The organism is Thomasclavelia cocleata (assembly GCF_900102365.1).
In the GTDB taxonomy this organism is placed as follows: Bacteria; Bacillota_I; Bacilli_A; order Erysipelotrichales; family Coprobacillaceae; genus Thomasclavelia; species Thomasclavelia cocleata.
In genome coordinates, this window is sequence record NZ_FOIN01000007.1 from 77,581 (window position 1) to 97,181 (window position 19,601).

Here is a 19,601-nt window from a genome sequence, read left to right on the forward strand (position 1 = left end):
TATAATTAGATAGGGTGATAAAAATGTATTTAGTATTTGATATTGGTGGTACAGTAATAAAATATGGTTATTTAAATGAACAAGGGGAAATTATAGATAAAGATGAATTTATTTCTGAATTAACTGATTTAGATATATTTATTGATACTTTAAGTAAAATATATTTTGAAAGTAAATATGAAATTAAAGGGATAGCTTTATCATGTCCTGGGGTTATAAACACTAAAACAGGAGTGATTAAAACGATTGTGGCTTATCCTTATTTAGAAGGAATATGTTTAACAAAGATGCTATCAAAAGCATGTAATGGTATAAAGGTCACAATTGAAAATGATGCTAAGTGTGCAGGGTTAGCAGAGATGTGGTGTGGTAATGGTGTAAATTATAAAGATGCAGTAGTAATTGTACTGGGTACTGGAATCGGGGGAGTGGTAATTAAAGATAAAAAGATTCATCATGGTGCTAATTTATTTGCAGGGGAAATTAGTAATGTTATAGTTGATTATGGTGAAAGTCAATGTAAAATTGTAACTTGGTCAGATATAGCATCAACTAAAGCACTTTGTAAACGGGTAGCAAGAGTTTTAGGAATAGATAATATAAATGGAAGAGAAATATTTGAACTGGTAAAGCAAAAAGACAAAAAAGTAACTCAGGTATTATCATCTTTTTGTTTTGATATTGCAATTCAATTATATAATCTGCAGTATATGTATGATCCTGAAATTATTTGTATTGGTGGTGGAATATCGAGGCAAGAGATTTTAATTGACATGATTAATGATGCAGTAATGTCAATTTATAATCAGACTAGTCAGTTATTAATACCAAAGGTCATGGGTTGTAAACATTATAATGAGGCAAATTTGATAGGGGCTCTGTATCATCATATAATGGCAAAATAATTTAAATTTTTATAATAAAAAAGTATCATATTGGTCTTAATAATGGTATAGTATAAAAGGTAATTAATTATGTATATACCACTTTGATTATAGATTAAGCATGGTTTTAGGGGGATGACATATGAGTAGAATATGTAAAGTAAAAGATATCTTAATTGGTGAAGGGATTCCAAAAGTATGTGTACCAGTGATAAGTGATAATCATCAAGCGATTATTACGGATCTAATTAGATTGAAAGATCTTGAAATAGATTTAATTGAACTTAGAATTGATTATTTTAAGGATTTATTAAATCATCAAAAATTAAATGAGTTATTTAAAATGATAGCTTCTTTAGAAATAAAACAGGCTCTTATTTTAACTTATCGAAGTGTTAAAGAAGGTGGCTTAGGAAATCTAAGTTATGAAGAATACATTAATTTATATTCCTTAGCTTTAGAAAGTGGAGCATTTGATATATATGATGTTGAATTATCAAGTGGGACAAATACTATTATTACGTTGAATAATATGATTCACGAATCAAATTGCAAAGTTATTATGTCTAACCATGATTTTACTAGAACGCCAAGTTTAGATACTATGTTAGAGAAAATTAAACAAATGGATTCATTAGAAGCAGATATTATTAAATTGGCAGTTATGCCAGAAGATTACAAAGATGTTTTATTAGTTTTAGAGATGACTTTACGAGCTAATGAAATACATGATAAGCCAATTGTGACAATGTCTATGTCAAATCTAGGAACTGCAACAAGAATTTTAGGTGAACAGTTTGGTTCTGCAATTACTTTTGGAAAAGATCATGATGCTTCTGCGTTAGGACAAATTGATGTTCGTTCATTAAATATGATGTTAAAAATCATTCATGAAAATAATTAGGACTTTTAGTCCTTTTTTTACACTTTTTTTTAAGTATTTCATAATATAAATTAGGTGATTAAATGTTAATAAATCAAAATGAATTAGAAAAGTTGTGTAAATATTTATATCCTAAATTATTTGATTATAAAGATATTGTTTTAAATAATTTAGAGATTAAAATTGATAATTATATTCATATTAAAGCGAATTTGAATTACTATAATATTGATACTAAATTAAAAGCAATTGCTAGAATAAGAGTAGAAAATGAAATTATTATTGATATTAAAGGAGTAATTAAATATGGAATTATTAATTTAGATTTAAATAAGGTATTGAAGGAAACTGTTAAAGATATCCCTTATTTAGTAATTAATGATGAAAGTATTATTATTGATAATGAATATATCAAAGATATAAAATTAAAAGATGAATATGTAAGTATAGAACTAAAATAATCTTTCGATTAATCTAGTTCTATTAATTATTATTTGATAAATTGCTTAAAAACTTTGTCTTAGAGCCAAATTAGTTAAGAGTTTTTATATCATTGTTTGTTTTCGCCGCTTTTTCGACGTTTTTAAACTGAAAATATCATTAACGATACTATTTTTATGATCGTTATTAATATGTGTGTAAACGTCCATAGTAGTTTTAAAACTGCTATGTCTTAATAAATCTTGTGTGGTTTACATTATTAGTAAATAATGTTGTTGCATATATATGCTAAAGTCATGTAATTTGCTTACTCATTTATATTGAAGATTTTTGAAATAACATTGGCGGATTATGCTTTTCTAATTTCTATATTGATAATATGTTGGAAATAGATTTTTCTGTTGAGGTGATGCTGTCCTATACAGGAGAGTATATTGAACATATAATCCAATCGTTTTAGCAAGATCCTAAAGCTATCATGAAATCTGGTTTTGGGATAGAAGTAAATGCAAAGGGAAAGTTTCTTCTCAAGTTTTGGAATTAGAGATTTTACATGGTATTGATAAAAATGGGCTTTATGATTTCATTCATAGAGAAAATCCTTTAGAATTTTCAGATGATGAATTTGAATATAGTAAAAAACAATGGGAGAAGTAGAGGTTGATAATGAAGTGTTTGTTTCTTCAATTGTTGAAGGGGTTTGGATGCTAGAATAAAAGCCCTTAGAGGAATACAATTTAGAATATGGGTAATTTTGATTTTGAAAGAATATATGAAAAAAGGTTTCGTATTAGATGATGATCGATTTAAGAATCTTAGATGTGGAATCTATTTTGATGAATTATTGATTCGTATCTGTGATATTTGTTTTTCTGAAAAAGTATTGGAAATATATGCAATCAGCATTGATTACGACCTAAAATCTTGATATAGAATCAACCACTAATTTAAAAAAAGAAGAAAAAGAGTATATATTGATTGTAATTTTATTTCATGGTTATGTTGTTGTTTTATGTAGGAGGAAAATCATTATATATTTAAGTTACAAGGGAATCATATTGATATATTGACATATATCAGTTGATGTAGTACACTGTATTACGAAAGGGAGTAGGCTATATGAGTTTCTCAATTAGATTGAATGAAGAAGAAGAAAAATTATTTAGAAGTTATGCGAGGTTTCATGGATGTTCTTTGGGTGAAGCTTTAAAAAAAGCTTTACTTGAAAAAATCGAAGATGAATATGATGTCGCATTAGCAGAACAAGCACATAAAGAATATTTAAATGATTCAACTACCTATTCTATGGATGAGGTAAAAAAGGAATTAGGATTATGAGATATAATGTTGTTTTTTCTAAAACTGCATTAAAACAGCTCAAGAAAATGGATAACTACACAAAGTTAATGCTAGTAAATTGGATTGAAAAAAATCTAGGTAAACGTATTTATGGGAAAGCATTAAAAGGTAATTTAAAAAATCAATGGAGATATAGAGTGGGAGATTATCGTATTTTATGCAATATAGAAGATGATAAGCTTATTATACTTGTTATTAATGTTGGTCATAGAAGAGAAATCTATAAATAGGTTTCTTTTTCTTTTGCAAATATTTAGGCTGTGCCTTTTATTATGCTTTATAGAAACAACGTACATATAAAAAAGTACATACATAAAAAATACTTGATATCTATTGCCATACATTGATATAGCATGTGCAATATTATTATGTTTTGATGGATCTAAAATTTACCTGGTTGATTTATTGTTTAGATTTTAATGATTACAGCTCCAATATTTTATTACAATTGCATAATTTGTTTTTAGAGCATTATGATTTGTTTTTATAGCTCGTTAATATGGTGTATATATGTTTCTTCATCCATTTTTAGTAGTATCCTTTTTAGATGTGTTTTAAAAATATTTCATAAACAACGATCTAATATAATTTAATAAACGTTTTAAACCCATATCGCTTAGTTTGATATTACAAGAGGACCTTATGATTGTATATTATTTAATGATAAAACACATGAGATATACAAATATATAAATGAAAAAAATTAGACTTGACTCGAACAATGAACGGAAAGGTAATCATAGATTTATATTAGTAATTATAGAAATAAGCTGATTCATTGTAATTATTTGAATTTAATCTCAATAAATAATTTTGATATAAATATTAAACAGTATCTTGCGATATTATTAAATATAATAATACGAGATTATATTAATAAAATTTCGACTAAAATTGAAAAAGAAGATATTATTCCATTAAAAAAATAAATTTATTTATAATTCAAAAAATTTGATACATTTTCGATACTTTTTGAATATCAAAAGGCACATACTAACATATAACCCAGTATGTGCCTTTAAATCTTTAATATAGTGTGTAAATAAATATATAAATTTATAATTTTTCGATTATTCTAGTTCTATTTTTATATGATAAATTCTGCCCCACAAATATATTTGATAAATATAGGCTAATAGCTGTGGACCAGTCATTAATTGCCCAAACCATGGATATTTAAAAGATTCTCCCCCAGAATTTATTAAATCTAATAATTTTTCATAATTAAATAGTTTGAGTAAGATATTATCTTGATCTTTTAATGATTCTTTCAACAATTCTACAATCAAATCACGATAGATTGGAGAATGAGTTTTTGGATATGGATTCTTTTTACGGTTATATATGTCAGACGGTAAAAAATCTTTAAAAGCATCACGTAATAAGCCTTTTTCTATATCGTTGTGATACATATAATGCCAAGGAACATTATAGAGATAAGAAATTATTTCTTTATTAGCAAATGGCACTCTTAATTCTATTGAGCTGCGCATTGTTTGACTATCACCACGGGTTAAAAGGGTTTGCATAAACCATTCTAGATTTAGATATATCATTTTTCTTTTATTTTCATCTTCAAAAGTACTGTCATGATAATCAATTTCATTTAGTGTTTGATGATACTTATCTAAAACATAGTTTTTAATATTTAATGCTTTTATATCATCAGAAAATAATTCCATTCGTTTATCTAATTCACGCATCCATGGAAAGCCATCAATACTTGTTAATTCTTTACGATAAAACCAGGGATATCCTCCAAATATTTCATCAGCACATTCTCCAGAAAGAACAACTTTATGATTTTGAGAAATTTCTTTAGAAAATAACAGAAAACTTGAATCAATATCAGCCATTCCAGGAGCATCCCTAGCAATAAGTGATTCTTTTAGTGCCATAACTAGTTGTTTTTGAGATAGAGTGACAGTTTTATGGTTCGTGTTATAACGTAAACGCATTTCTTCTATATAATGGTCATCTCTAGTTGTTTGATATTCATAAGGTTGAAAATATTTTTCTTGATCTTGATAATCAACACTATAAGTTGCGAGTTTTGAAACATATTGACTAGCAACACCAGTAATAATACTTGAATCCAGTCCACCTGATAACATACAAGAAATAGGAACATCACTTAATAACTGCTGTTTAATACTATTATTTACAAGACATCTAACATCATATACAGTTTCTTCATAAGTACGTTTATGGTTATATCGTTCTAGAGCCCAATAACGATTTATTTCTTTGAAGCCATTATATGCATTCATGTAATGAGCAGGTCGTAAACTATATATGTCTTTATAAATTGTTCTACCAGGAGATATACTAGGACCTAATCCTAAAAGTTCTTTTATGCCAGTTTCATCAATTATACAACATTGTAAATACATAAGAATACATTTTATTTCACTACTAAAGATAAAAAGATCTTCTTTTTGGTAATAGAATAAAGGTTTTACACCTAATTGATCTCTTGCAGCAAATATTTTTCCTTGATAAGCAATAACAAAAGAGAAAATACCATCAAATAAATTTAAACATCTAGTTCCATATGCTACAAAACTAGCAACAACTACCTCGGTATCGCTTTGACTTTTAAAATGAAATCCTTCATTAATTAACTGTTCTTTAATGCTATCCATATTGTAGATTTCACCATTGTAAACAATAGAATATTCAACATCGTTATAAGTATATTTAAAAGGTTGTCTTCCACCATCTATATCAATAACTGATAAACGGCAATGCCCCAATAAAACATGCTTATCATGCGAAATATTATAATCATCTGGACCACGATATTTTAGTAAGGATAACATTTTATTGAATGTAGAAATTTCTTTGGTTAAATCATCATTATGGTTATACATACATAAAAAACCACACATTATTATCACCCCATTTAATTATATGAGATGTTTAAATATATATACCAATAACATCATAATAAGATGGCGTGAAAATTCACGGATAATGTGATAAGTAATAGAATTAATATCCTTGTCTCTAAGTCAGGTTAAACTATTGTGAAAAGGCTTTCAATATTTTATGATATGGTTGTCAAAAGAAAAGAGGGAGGAAAAAATATGTTACAGAAAATTCAACGTTTTGGTGGAGCAATGTTTACCCCAGTACTGTTATTTGCTTTTGCAGGAACAGTTATTGGTATAGGAACATTGTTTACAACTGAAGCAATTATGGGTGGTATAGCTAACCCTGATGGATTGTGGTATCAGATATGGAATGTTATTCTCCAAGGAGGATGGACAGTATTTAATCAGTTACCATTGATCTTTGTGGTTGGATTACCGATAGGTCTTGCAAAAAAACAACAAGCAAGATGTTGTATGGAAGCGTTAGTACTTTATCTAACATTCCAATATTTCTTAAGTACGATCTTAAGTCAATGGGGAGGAACTTTCGGAGTTGACTTCACAGCAGAAACTGGAGGTACAAGTGGTCTAACAATGATTGCTAGTATTAAAACTCTGGATATGGGGATGATTGGAGCATTAATGATTTCATGTATCGTTGTATATTTACACAATAAATTCTTCGATACTGAGTTACCTGAATGGTTAGGAACATTCTCAGGTGCTTCATTTGTTGTTATTATTGGATTCTTTGTTTTAATTCCTGTTGCTTTTGCTTCAGCAATAATTTGGCCAGTCGTACAAGATGGTATGAGAGCATTCCAGGGATTTATCTCTAATGCTGGATTATTGGGGGTTTGGGTATTTATTTTCATGGAACGTATCTTGATTCCATTTGGACTGCATCACTTAATGTATTTCCCATTCTTTTATGATTCAGTAGTAATCAATGGTGGGGTAATGTCAGCTTGGGCAAACGCTTTACCAGACTTAGCTGCTTCAACTAAACCATTAAAAGAATTAGCACCATGGGCATGGCCACAACTTACTGGTTTATCAAAAATATTTGGATGTCCTGGGATCGCTCTTGCGTTTTATGCAACTGCAAAAGATAAAAAGAAAAAACAAATTGCTGGTTTATTAATACCAATTACTTTAACTGCTATTTTTTGTGGTGTTACTGAACCGATTGAATTTACATTCTTGTTTATTGCACCAGTACTATTTGTAGTACATGCCTTGTTAGCTGCTACTTTAGCTACTGTGGCTAATGCTTTAGGAGTTGTAGGATGTATGTCAGGTGGATTAATTGAAATTTCAGCTCTTAATTTTATTCCGTTAATGGCTACACATTGGCCAACATATTTAACATTATTAGTAGTAGGTTTAGTATTTACAGGTATTTATTTTGTAGTGTTTAGATTCTTGATTTTAAAATTTGATTTCAAGACACCTGGTCGTGAAGATGATGAAGAAGAAATTAAATTCCACACTAAAGCTGAATTTAGAGAAAAACAAGCTGGTGAAAAAATAGAAAAACAAAGTTTAGCAGCTGCTATTCTTGAAGGATTAGGTGGTAAAGATAATATTGTAGATGTTACTAATTGTGCAACTCGTTTAAGAGTTAATGTAAAAGATGAAAAACTAGTTCAATCAGATAACTATTTTAAATCTATTGGTACGCATGGTTTAAAAGCTACTAAAACAAATATTCAAGTAATTGTAGGACTAAAAGTACCAAGTGTAAGAGAAGATTTTGAAGCATTACTATAAATAAATGAAAAGGATGGTCTTGAAAATGGCAAAAAGAATTAATGAAAAGAAGTTAAAAAAATTAGATCGATATTATATGATCGCTAAAGTGTTCTTAATGGTTACACCGTTTATTGCCTATCTATATTTATCGTTGTTAGCGATGATGCGTTCAATTACTTTACCAGAAGTGTTGAGCAGTGAGCCTAGTGTAGCAGTAGTTTTCTTGATTGTAATGATTAATCCGTATATTGCTTATTTACTAAATATTGCACAAAGAAAATTAAAAGAAGGTGATATTAAATTTGCTTGTATTAACTTCTTATTATTGCTTTTAGCTCAAGCCTTAACATTAAATAGTTTATATTTTATGATTATTGCTTATTTGTTCTATGTAACAGTTAAAACTTATGATATTAAAGTATTCAAGACCTTTAGGGAATTTACAGTGAAGTATATTTTCCAATATGGTGGTGGAAGCTTCATTGTAGTAGCCTTTTCAACTATTTGTTTATTTGCAGCGCTTAGATTAATGTAAAAAAGAGGAGAAAAAGAAAATGGAAAAGAAATATTCAGTTGTTATTGCTGGTGGTGGAAGTACTTTCACACCTGGGATTTGTTTATTATTGTTAGATCATATGGATCGTTTCCCGATTAGAAAGATTAAATTCTATGATAACTTTGCCGAGCGTCAAGAAACTATCGCTAAAGCTTGTGAAATTTATTTAAAAGAAAATGCACCAGAAGTTGAGTTTGCTTATACTACTAATCCAGAAGAAGCTTTCACTGATGTTGACTTCGTTATGTGTCATATTCGTGTTGGGTTATATGCAATGCGTGAAAAAGATGAAAAGATTCCAATGAAATATAATGTTGTTGGTCAAGAAACCTGTGGTCCTGGTGGAATAGCTTACGGTATGCGTTCTATCGGTGGAGTTATTGAAATCCTAGATTATATGGAAAAATATTCTCCAAATGCCTGGATGTTAAATTATTCAAATCCTGCTGCTATCGTAGCTGAAGCAACAAGAAGATTACGTCCAAATTCTAAGATTTTAAATATCTGTGATATGCCAATTGATCTTGAAGAAAAAATGGCTAACATGGTAGGGTTAAAATCACGTAAAGAGATGTCTGTTGGATATTATGGATTAAATCATTTTGGATGGTGGCATAAAATTGAAGATAAAGATGGTAATGATTTAATGCCGGAAATCAAAAAACATATGGCAGCTAATGGTTTTGCTGATGCATTATCAGGAACAAATCAACACGTAGAACAAAGCTGGATCGAAACGTTTGCAAAAGCTAAAGATATTTATGCTTTAGATCCAGAAACGATTCCTAACACATATTTAAAATATTATTTATACCCTGATTATGTAGTAGAACATACAGATCCGAACCATACACGGGCAAATGAAGTAATGGAACATCGTGAAAAGAATGTCTTTACAGCTTGTAGAAATATTATTGAAAAAGGAACAGCTGTAGATGGTGGTTTTGAACCAGATGCACATGCAGAATATATAGTAGATTTAGCATGTGCAATTGCTAAAAACACAAAAGAAAAAATGTTATTGATCGTACCAAATGAAGGAGCAATAGAAAATTTTGATCGCAGTGCAATGGTAGAAATTCCATGTATCGTAGGAAGCAATGGATATGAAAGAATTTGTCAAGGATCAATACCACAATTCCAAAAAGGGTTAATGGAACAACAAGTATCGGTAGAAAAATTGGTAGTAGATGCATGGATAACAGGAAGTTATCAAAAATTATGGCAGGCAATTACATTATCAAAAACAGTACCAAGTGCAAGAATAGCGAAATTGATCTTAGATGATTTAATTGAAGCTAATAAAGAATTCTGGCCAGAGTTGAAATAATATGATTAAATTATTTGGAAAGAAAAAACAAGCAAATAAGGTATTGTATTCGATGGCTAATGGAAAAAGTATTGCAATTGAAGAAGTACCAGATGAGGTTTTTTCAACAAAGATGATGGGTGATGGAATTGCTGTAATTCCTGATGAAGGAAAGATTTATGCACCATGTGATGGTAAAATATCAATGGTTATGGATAATACTAAACATGCTGTAGGAATTGAAACTGATGATGGAGTTGAATTGTTGATTCATGTAGGTTTAGATACAGTTGATTTGATGGGCGAGGGCTTTCAAACACATGTAGTTATTGGAGATAATGTGAAGGTTGGTCAATTATTAATTTCTTATGATAAGGATAGTATAAATGGTAATGGAATTAATGATATTACTATGATGGTAATAGTTGGGGATAATGGTCATGAATTCATTAAATTTAATGTAAATAAAAGTGTTCATATAATTGAATCTCCTTTAATTGAATATAAATAGGAAACTGTAACAAATTGGCTTTTAATGATAAAGTTAATTTGTTCAGTTTTTTATTTGTATTCAATTGTTTTACAATGCTTTTGTTTAATTTAAAATATTGATATAATATTTTAAATTGGAATGAGGTGCATTATGAAATTAGAAGAGTTAATAAATAAAAATTATAGACAATTAAATGAGAATGATTTATATATATGGAATTATATAAATCATCATAAAAAAGAGTGTGAACATCTTTCTATTGATGAATTAGCGTTACGTTGTAATGTTTCAAGAAGTACAATTTTACGTTTCTCAAAACGTTTAGGGTTAAAAGGATATGCGGAATTTAAAGTTTTTTTAAGAATTAATAATCAAAGTGATAGTGATAGTTTGATAGTTAATAATATTTATAATGGTTATATTGAAATGATTCAACAATTTGAAGGATATCGATATCATGATATTGCCAGATGTATTTATGAAGCTAAGAATTTGTTTGTTTATGGAACAGGACTTATTCAAGAAAATACAGCCCAATATTTAAAACGATCATTTTCAATGGTTAATAAATTATTTTTAGATATAGATTGTTTAGCTGATTTTGAGGGATATATTAACTTATTTGAAGCTGATGACGTTTTTATTGCTATATCATATGCAGGTGAAAATAAAAGATTACTTGATTATATTTATCGATTAAAAACAAAGGGAATTATTGTTATAGCAATAATTGCAAATAATAATTGTACATTATCACATATATCAGATTATAGCTTACATGTTAGAACGATGCCGATTATAACAAATATGGGTAGACGTGAATACTTAGTTGGAATATATTTTGTCTTAGTTGATTTTATTTTAGCCAATTATATTGAGTACGTAAATAATAGAGGTGAAAAATAGTGAAGTTAGATAAGTTGGTGGACAAGTATTACCATGAATTAAATGAAAATGATTTATATATTTGGCAATATATTTTGCACCATAAAAGGGAATGTCAAAAGATGTCAATTAAGGAGCTTGCACATAATTGTAATGTCTCCCATACAAGTATACTTCGTTTTACAAAGAAAATTGGGTTAGAGGGATTTAGTGAATTAAAGGTATATCTTAAATGGGATTTGATGGCAAAATCTAATTTTGAGCTTAAAATTATTGATAATACATATCATGAATTTATTGAAACAATGAATATGATGAAAGAACGAGATTTTACAAATATAATGGAAATGATAGACCAGGCAGAAAGAATCTTTGTTTATGGAACAGGAGTAGTTCAAAATCATATGGCACGTGAAATGCGTCGAGAATTTATTTATGCAAATAAGGTTTTTCACCCCGTTGGTAGTGGAACAGAAATAGATACGATTTTAAATAATGTAACAAATAAAGATATTTTTATAATTATTTCATTATCTGGTGATAATGAAACATCAGTTACGCTAGCTAAAGCGTTAGAAGGATTACATGTAAAAAGAATTGGAATTTCTAAAAGTGGAAACACATTATTATCGAAATACTGTGATGAGATGATAACTTTTAAATATGAATATTTTTCAACTGGAATGGCAGATATTAGGTATTCAAGTTCAGGACATTTTTTTATAATTTCAAGTTTTTTATTTTTGAGATATCTTGAATATCTTCAAGTAAAACAGTGAGGATTTATTAAATGGTTTAATAAAAAATGAGCAGATTTGCTCATTTTTATTAACTACTTATTCTTTTTATCTGTCACAAATTCTTTTAGTGATGTAGCAAGACCAGCTAATCCTTGAATCTCGCTTGGAATAATAATTTTTGTTGCTTCACCTTTTGATAACTCTTCTAGAGCTTTAAATCCTTGTAAGGTTAAATAGGCACTATCAGGATTTGCTTGATTAATATAATTAATACCTTTAGCTTGTGCTTCATATACTAATCTTAATGCTTCAGCTTCACCTTCGGCTTTAGCGATAGCTGCCTCTTTTTCGGCAGTTGCACGTAAAATCATAGATTCTTTATCACCTTCAGCATTTAAAATGGCAGCTGTCTTTTTACCTTCAGCTTGTAAGATTGCTTCACGTCTTTCACGTTCAGCACGCATTTGTTTTTCCATAGCTTCTTGAATATCACGAGGTGGAATAATATTTTTGACTTCAACACGATGAACTTTAATTCCCCAAGGATCAGTGGCTTCATCAAGAATACTACGCATTCTTGAATTAATAATATCTCTTGAAGTAAGTGTTTCATCTAATTCAAGATCACCGATAATATTTCTTAATGTTGTTGCTGTTAAGTTTTCGATTGCATTGATTGGACGATCCACTCCATAAGTAAATAAGCGAGGATCAGTTATTTGATAATAAACAACAGTATCAATCTGCATTGTGACATTATCTTTAGTAATTACAGGCTGTGGTGCAAAATCAACAACTTGTTCTTTTAAAGAAACCTTATTAGCAACATGATCAAAAATTGGAAGCAGGATGTGCAATCCGACATTACATGTGCGATTATAAGCACCGATTCGTTCAACTACATAAGCTTTTGATTGTGGAACAATTCTAATTGTTGAAGCAATAAAGAATATTGCAATTAATGCAAGAAAAGTCCATAAAATAATAGTAATTATAGTATCCATTGTTTTACCCTCTTTATCTTTCTATTTTTTTAACAACTAAATGAGCGCCTTCAACTGCAAGTATTTCGCAATATTCACCTTCATTAATAGTTGTATTATCAATGCTTGAAGCTAACCATAAAGTTGACATTACTTTTACTTCACCTTTATTATCAGCAGTAATTGTTTTAGTAATTAAACCGTGTTTTCCAATTACACGATCGTAATTAGTTCTTTCGATATTTCCACGCATATATTTTTTAGCTAACGGTCTAACTATTATAGCACAAACTATTGTAATAATAATAAATAGTGCAATCTGGATAGTTTGGCTTATTCCTAGTAAACATGTAATTAAAGCAATAATAGCACCAGTAGCAAACCAAATACTGACTAGATCAATTGTAACTACTTCAATAATTATTGCAATAATTATGATTCCTAACCATATTGGTATCATTTTTATCCCCTCCTTTAAAGATTGACTAATAAAATTTGATGTATGACATCAAATTTAGCATCATATTTAAAACATTTATTATTACTTAAATCTAATTTATATTCTTGTGAAAGTTCACTAATAAAATTTTTATTTGAAATTCGACCATAACTTTTTCCTATTGAAATACGGTGCAACTGATCTTCAGAATAAATTTCTTCATTTATCTCTTGTTTACCAACTGGTTTGATTCCTAGAATATTATTCTTACGATCTAAGCCTAATAGAACAAAATTAACCTCTTCAAAGTGTCGACATGCTGCTTTATTCAGGGTTAAATTGGTACTGTATATAGTAACTGTTTTTTTAGCAATATCATTAGTTGACCACTCAAATTCCATATTTATCATCCTTTCCATTTCTATTATATTATAAATATTATTTTTATTCAATAAAATTATTTACGTTTGTTAAGAAGGATGGAATTTATAAAAGATAATTAGATACAGAATAAATAAATTAATTATTGTCTGTTTTAGAACTATAATTATAAAAATTATAACAAAATGTATAAATAAAATGAAAAAATAAATAGTATAATATTTATATCGAGGTGTTGGAAGTTTTTTTGAGGGAATTATTTAAAATGTTTTGTTAGAAATGATATGTTTATTTGCATAATATATGCACATAGTAGTTAGAAAAAATGATATAAAATCAGGAAGGTGTTGAACAGATGAAAATACGAAAAATATTTAGTACAGTTTTATCATGTTCCCTGATAGTTAGTGGTTTTGCATCTGGTGTAAATAGTGTTAAAGCGACTAATGATAGTGTTGTTACTCAAGTAGGGGATAAGGCAGTATCAATTGGGAACGATTATATTTCTAGAGAATTTTCTATTAATAATGAAACAATTCTAACAAGCTCAATTTTAAATAAACGAATCAATAAAAATTTGGAACCTCTAAATGGCTCAGAAGATTTTGTTATTAACACAATAATTTCAGGCTCAACTGAAAATGATGATGACATAATAACAAATGACCCTGAATGGATATATACATCGCCATTATCAACAGAGGGTTGGCAAGCAACATTAAGTAATGGTAGTGCCACTTTTCCAGCAGCTCAAATAGCATATTTATTTGATGATGATCTTAATACATATGTGGATTACTATCAAATAAGCGGACATCCTTTTACGTTGGATATTGATTTTGGTAAAATGCAAACTATTGCAGGAATGTCTGTAAATAAACGTCCAGGGTATACTGATTCAAATTATGGTATAAATGGTACTATGGGTGGATATGAAGTTTGGACAAGTTCTAATGGTTTGGATTATACTAAATTAACTGAAGGTGAATTTACAAGAGAAGATTATAATCTTCATAAAGTTGGAGATTTATACAATGTTGGGGATATGGTTTATGTAAATTTTGATACTGCAGTTGAAACTCAATATGTAAGAGTTGTTCAAACTAGTGTTGCAGTTGGTACTGCTCAGGAATTTACTAGTGCAGAAATTGATTTTTATGATCAAGAAATTATAAAAACACAAAAGGTTGTTGAACCAACAGAAGTGTTAGATCGTAGTGATTGGACAATGACGATCAAGAATGCAAATGGAACTACTTTCAGTGAAGGTGAAACAGCAAAATTGATTGATGGTAACTTAAATACTCATCCTGATCAATATACTGTAAGTGGTAATCCTTTTGAAGTTGATATTGATTTAGGGTCAATGCAAACTATTCGTTCTTTATCAATTGATAAACGTCCTGGCTTTACAGATGCAAATTATGGTACAAATGGTACTATGGGTGAATTTGAATTGTATGTTAGTGCGGATGGTGAAAAATGGAATTTAGCAGGAGCTGGTAACTTTACAAAAGAAGCTTATAATTTACATGATGAAAATGGATTACATAATGTCGGGGATCGAGTATTTGTAAATTTTTACAGTCCACAAACTACAAGATATGTAAAGATTGTTCAAAAAACATGTGCGTTTGGTTCAGTTCAAGAGTTTACTAGTGCAGAGTTAAATCTTTATAGTGATCAATATAAAGGACCAAATTATAGTGTTAAAGTTACTCCAATATCAAAAGGAGCTATTTTATCTAGTCAGTTACAATATAAAAATACATCTGTTGAAAATATTGAAGATGGCAAGAAATTAACTATTTCATATGAGCCATATGAAATTGAAGATGTTATTTATGATATTGATCAAGTTGTAGTACTAACTGCTGGTGATCACTACATGCGTTCATTTTTAGAGATTAGCGTAAGTGATAAAGATAAAGCACAAATTGATTATATTGATACTGATAGATTTGTATTACCAGAAGATGCCCAAGGGATTTGGGCACATCCAGATGATAGTCAAATATCATCAATGTGGATTGGTCAACATGAGTTAATGTTGGGGCAGCCTATATATGTAAATGGCTTATTTATGGGATCTGAATTTCCTGCAACTGATACAATTATCAAAGACAATACAACACAAATTCGTTATTATTCAGGTAAAACGTTTACACGTCTACAACAAGATAATCAGCTTACAACAGATGGTAAGTTTGTTACTTGGCAAAATGTTATTGGAGCTGCACAAGGGACAGATACTTCAGTAGTTCAAACTGATTTCTTTGAATATATTGAGGATATTGCAACACCAACTGATTTTAGAAAGCAGTATAATTCATGGTATGATAATATGATGAATATTACTGATGAAAGTATTGCTGATTCTTTCTATGGTGCAGAAAAAGGTTTGACACAAAATGGTATGGAACCGCTTGATTCTTATGTAGTTGATGATGGTTGGAATAATTACTATGATGGAAAATATACAACAACACCAGGAAGTTCTCAAGGTACTACACCAAATCAAACGGGATTCTGGGAATTTAATGCTAAATTTCCAAATGAGTTATATACATCATCTTCTTTAACTGATAAATTGCAATCGACATTTGGGTTATGGGTAGGACCACAAGGTGGATATAATTATTTTGGAACATTTGCTCAATATTTAGAATCAAAAGGAACTGCTTTTGTACAACCAAATTCTGCTTTAGGAAAAGTTATTTGTACTGGTTCTCGAAAATATTTAAAGAATTTTGAAAAAATGGCAATTAATTATCAAGATCAATTTGATATTGATTATTGGAAATGGGATGGTTTTGCTTCAAGACCATGTAATGATGCAAGTCATGATCATATGACAGGTGGAGATCAAAATATGTACTTTACTTCTGATATGTGGGAAGCATGGACAGATTTATTTGATAATGTTCGTGAAGCCCGTGCCGAAGAAGGAAAAGGGTTATTTATTAATGCTACATGTTATATCAATTTAAGTCCGTGGTTATTACAATGGGTTAATACGATTTGGGTACAAGATTCTGGTGATACTGGTCAATTAGGTACTGGTGAAAGACATCAACAAAAGATTTATTATCGTGATCAAGTTTACTATCAATTATATAAACAAAATCAGATTCAATTCCCATTAAAGAATATTTATAATCATGATCCAATCTATGGTGTATCTGATGGAAGTAGTGCAACTACTGAAGTATTTAGAGAATTTTTATTCGCTAATGCGGTTCGTGGTACAGCCTTCTGGGAATTGTACTATTCCCCATCTATTATGGATGATGCTAAATGGAAAGTGACTGCTGATGCTTTATCTTGGGCTGAAGAAAATCATGAAGTATTGAAGAATGCTAAATTATTTGGGAATCAGCCAAGAAATGGTGTATATGGATATTCAAGCTGGAATGGAAATGAAGGAATTGTTTCGTTTACAAATCCAACTGATGAAGAACAGACTTATTCTTTACAAATTACTGATGTTGTTGGCGCTAAGTCAACTTTAAAGGATGTTACAGGAGTACAGGTATATCCTTATGCTGAAGGAAATATTGAAAATACTCTTTCTTATGGTGATACAATTACTGTTACTTTGAAGCCACATCAAACAATTATTCAACAATATGGACATGTTGATAATGAGAAACCTGGAATTGTTTTGGCTAAAGCAACTGGAAATAATGAAATTACATTAAAATTTAGTGAAAGAATTCAGGGTGGTACTTATATTGTTGCAGGTGAAGAGGTAACTGCTGAATTAAAAGAAGATTTTAGAACAGTAGTATTGCATACAACTAGTTTATTAGCTGATATTACTAAAGTTTCTGTATCTGGGGTTAGAGATTTTAATAATAATGAATTATCACAAGATGTTAATGTTGCATACTATAAAAATGGTGTTGTAGCAAGTGTATTTAGTGAAAATGATTTAAAAGATGCTAGTGGAATTTCTGCTTCTTATAATGCTAATCAAGATACTATTTGGTTAAGTGGTATAGATCAGGCATATACCGTTGATACTAAAAATCAGTTAAAAGGAATTGAAGATTTTAGTGTTAATTTTGGTGTAGAAACAAAAGCTGCAAATATTAATTTAGTTAAATTTGGTAATGATGTTTCATTATCAATTGATAATGATGGTTATGTAGTATTTAAAGTAAAAGATCTTACTTTAAGTTCTAAAGAAGAAATTACAACAGTTGTTGAAAAAGCTCATGGAACATTTGGGACAGATGAATATGTTCCTACTTCTACTACTGTTTTAACAGTAGGTAAAGTTAATGATGGAAAAGAGCATTCAATCAATGCTGTTCGTGAAGCAAATGGAATGTTAAAACTTTATATTGATGGAAGATTATCAAGTTCATTATATGATGAAGATCATGTAAATGAAAATATTGAGGGTGGAGAAATTATTATTGCTGATAATAATTTCACTGGAAAATTAGCGCAAGTAATAGTTCAAAGTAATGCAGTTGCCTATGATGAAGTAAAGAGTTTTGATGTGGATGTTAATGCTGTAATTACACCATCTCATGATGGATGGACTGCAACAGCTTGTTCACAAGAAGCGCCAGCAGCTAGTGGGGATTCAGATGCTATGGCCGCTATTGATGGAAACAAAAATACACATTGGCATACTAATTATCGTGGTCAAGATACATGTACTGATCCACATTGGATTGCAGTTGATTTTAACGGTGAACAAACATTTGATAAATTCTTGTATACTGGACGTGGTTCAGGAAGTAATGGATCAATTAAAGATTATAAATTAGAAATTAAAAATGCTGATGGAACATATACAGTAATTAAAGAAGGTACATTCTCAAGTGAACGTGCTGACAATATTATTGAATTAGGGCAAACTTATACAGCTTATGGTATTCGTTTAACTGCTGTATCTACTCATAATGGTCAAAACTATGCAGCAGCAGTTGAGATTGATGTTGCACATGATGATGTTGTGGCAACAGAAGAAGAAATTACTCAGGTTAAGAATACAATTATCGAAGATGCAAAAGAAATTGATTTAGCAAATTATTCAAAGGCTACTGCAGATCCTTTAGCTAATCTTTTAGCAAAAGTAGCAGTTATGAATTCAGCTTCAGAAAATGCCTTAGAATTATTGAGAATTGAATACAATTCATTAAAAGAAGCTTTAATTAATGTTGCTGATCTTAATAGTATAATTGCTGAAGCTGATAAAGTTGATGAAAGTATGTATACTGTTGAATCTTATCAAGTATTTGAAACAGCTCTCGCAAATGCAAAAACTGTAGTTGTAAATGCAACAACTGTACAAGAAGTTACTGAAGCATTAGAAGTTTTAATAAATGCAAAAGATGCATTAGTAGCGGTTGAAACACCAAATGTTGATAAAACAGCATTATCTATTGCGATTAATATGGCTGAAGCAGTAACTCAAGAACAGTTAAATAAAGTAGTACCAGCAGTAGTAACTGAATTCAATGCAGCATTAGAAGAAGCAAGAGTAATCTTAGCTAATGATAATGCAACTCAAGAAGAAGTAGATGCATCATTTGCTCGCTTATCAGTAGCGATGCATATGTTAGAATTCTTAAAAGGTGACAAGGCTGAATTACAAGAC

Annotated in this window: 17 protein-coding genes; 13 read left to right on the plus strand and 4 right to left on the minus strand. The window is 29.5% G+C overall.

Going from position 1 to position 19,601, the window contains the following annotated elements; all coding sequences use genetic code 11:
• Positions 1-23: 23 nt before the first annotated feature.
• From BMW96_RS04800 to BMW96_RS04825, 6 genes are all read left to right on the plus strand, one after another.
• Entirely contained in the window at positions 24-905 is an 882-nt protein-coding gene (locus tag BMW96_RS04800) for an ROK family protein (RefSeq protein ID WP_092353052.1), read from the plus strand.
• A 121-nt stretch (positions 906-1,026) separates the two neighbouring features.
• The gene (gene aroD, locus BMW96_RS04805; protein ID WP_092353054.1) at positions 1,027-1,788 is read left to right on the plus strand and encodes a type I 3-dehydroquinate dehydratase; all 762 of its coding nucleotides are present in this window, start codon (positions 1,027-1,029) and stop codon (positions 1,786-1,788) included.
• Positions 1,789-1,850: 62 nt separating this feature from the next.
• Positions 1,851-2,228 carry a hypothetical protein gene (locus tag BMW96_RS04810; RefSeq protein ID WP_092353056.1) on the plus strand — a complete coding sequence of 126 codons (378 nt, stop codon included), beginning with the start codon at positions 1,851-1,853 and terminating at the stop codon, positions 2,226-2,228.
• A gap of 680 nt (positions 2,229-2,908) precedes the next feature.
• The gene (gene rhuM / locus BMW96_RS04815) at positions 2,909-3,136 is read left to right on the plus strand and encodes a RhuM family protein (RefSeq protein WP_092353058.1); all 228 of its coding nucleotides are present in this window, start codon (positions 2,909-2,911) and stop codon (positions 3,134-3,136) included.
• 191 nt (positions 3,137-3,327) lie between these two features.
• On the plus strand, positions 3,328-3,546 hold the full coding sequence (gene relB / locus BMW96_RS04820; RefSeq protein ID WP_092353060.1) for a type II toxin-antitoxin system RelB family antitoxin: 219 nt from the start codon (positions 3,328-3,330) through the stop codon (positions 3,544-3,546).
• Entirely contained in the window at positions 3,543-3,797 is a 255-nt protein-coding gene (locus tag BMW96_RS04825; RefSeq protein WP_157796140.1) for a type II toxin-antitoxin system RelE family toxin, read from the plus strand. Before relB ends, BMW96_RS04825 begins: the two co-directional genes overlap by 4 nt.
• A gap of 840 nt (positions 3,798-4,637) precedes the next feature.
• Here the strand turns inward: BMW96_RS04825 and asnB are convergent.
• Positions 4,638-6,458, minus strand: coding sequence for an asparagine synthase (glutamine-hydrolyzing) (asnB, locus tag BMW96_RS04830; protein ID WP_244881258.1), 1,821 nt, complete (start codon positions 6,456-6,458; stop codon positions 4,638-4,640).
• Between the two features lie 198 nt (positions 6,459-6,656).
• Between asnB and BMW96_RS04835 the strand changes: the two genes are divergently transcribed.
• From BMW96_RS04835 to BMW96_RS04860, 6 genes are all read left to right on the plus strand, one after another.
• A complete protein-coding gene (locus BMW96_RS04835; RefSeq protein WP_092353064.1) occupies positions 6,657-8,216 on the plus strand; it encodes an alpha-glucoside-specific PTS transporter subunit IIBC in 1,560 nt (519 codons plus the stop codon).
• A gap of 25 nt (positions 8,217-8,241) precedes the next feature.
• Positions 8,242-8,733, plus strand: coding sequence for a hypothetical protein (locus tag BMW96_RS04840; protein ID WP_092353066.1), 492 nt, complete (start codon positions 8,242-8,244; stop codon positions 8,731-8,733).
• Positions 8,734-8,752: 19 nt separating this feature from the next.
• Positions 8,753-10,084 (plus strand): 6-phospho-alpha-glucosidase, encoded by a 1,332-nt coding sequence (locus BMW96_RS04845; RefSeq protein WP_092353068.1) that lies wholly within the window; start codon positions 8,753-8,755, stop codon positions 10,082-10,084.
• A gap of 1 nt (position 10,085) precedes the next feature.
• Positions 10,086-10,574: a PTS sugar transporter subunit IIA gene (locus tag BMW96_RS04850; protein WP_092353070.1), complete on the plus strand. Its 489-nt coding sequence runs from the start codon at positions 10,086-10,088 to the stop codon at positions 10,572-10,574.
• Between the two features lie 132 nt (positions 10,575-10,706).
• Positions 10,707-11,462 carry a MurR/RpiR family transcriptional regulator gene (locus BMW96_RS04855; protein WP_092353072.1) on the plus strand — a complete coding sequence of 252 codons (756 nt, stop codon included), beginning with the start codon at positions 10,707-10,709 and terminating at the stop codon, positions 11,460-11,462.
• Positions 11,462-12,220 carry a MurR/RpiR family transcriptional regulator gene (locus tag BMW96_RS04860; RefSeq protein ID WP_092353074.1) on the plus strand — a complete coding sequence of 253 codons (759 nt, stop codon included), beginning with the start codon at positions 11,462-11,464 and terminating at the stop codon, positions 12,218-12,220. Before BMW96_RS04855 ends, BMW96_RS04860 begins: the two co-directional genes overlap by 1 nt.
• A 53-nt stretch (positions 12,221-12,273) precedes the next feature.
• Here BMW96_RS04860 and BMW96_RS04865 read toward each other — a convergent pair whose 3' ends face one another.
• From BMW96_RS04865 to BMW96_RS04875, 3 genes are read right to left on the minus strand one after another with little or no spacing between them, the layout of a single operon-like run.
• Positions 12,274-13,185 (minus strand): SPFH domain-containing protein, encoded by a 912-nt coding sequence (locus BMW96_RS04865; RefSeq protein WP_092353076.1) that lies wholly within the window; start codon positions 13,183-13,185, stop codon positions 12,274-12,276.
• A 13-nt stretch (positions 13,186-13,198) separates the two neighbouring features.
• A complete protein-coding gene (locus tag BMW96_RS04870) occupies positions 13,199-13,624 on the minus strand; it encodes an NfeD family protein (RefSeq protein WP_092353078.1) in 426 nt (141 codons plus the stop codon).
• Between the two features lie 14 nt (positions 13,625-13,638).
• Complete coding sequence (locus BMW96_RS04875) at positions 13,639-14,004, minus strand: hypothetical protein (RefSeq protein ID WP_092353080.1); 366 nt, start codon at positions 14,002-14,004, stop codon at positions 13,639-13,641.
• Positions 14,005-14,339: 335 nt separating this feature from the next.
• Here BMW96_RS04875 and BMW96_RS04880 point away from each other — a divergent pair.
• On the plus strand, positions 14,340-19,601 hold a 5,262-nt coding region (locus tag BMW96_RS04880; RefSeq protein ID WP_092353082.1), incomplete at its 3' end, for a discoidin domain-containing protein.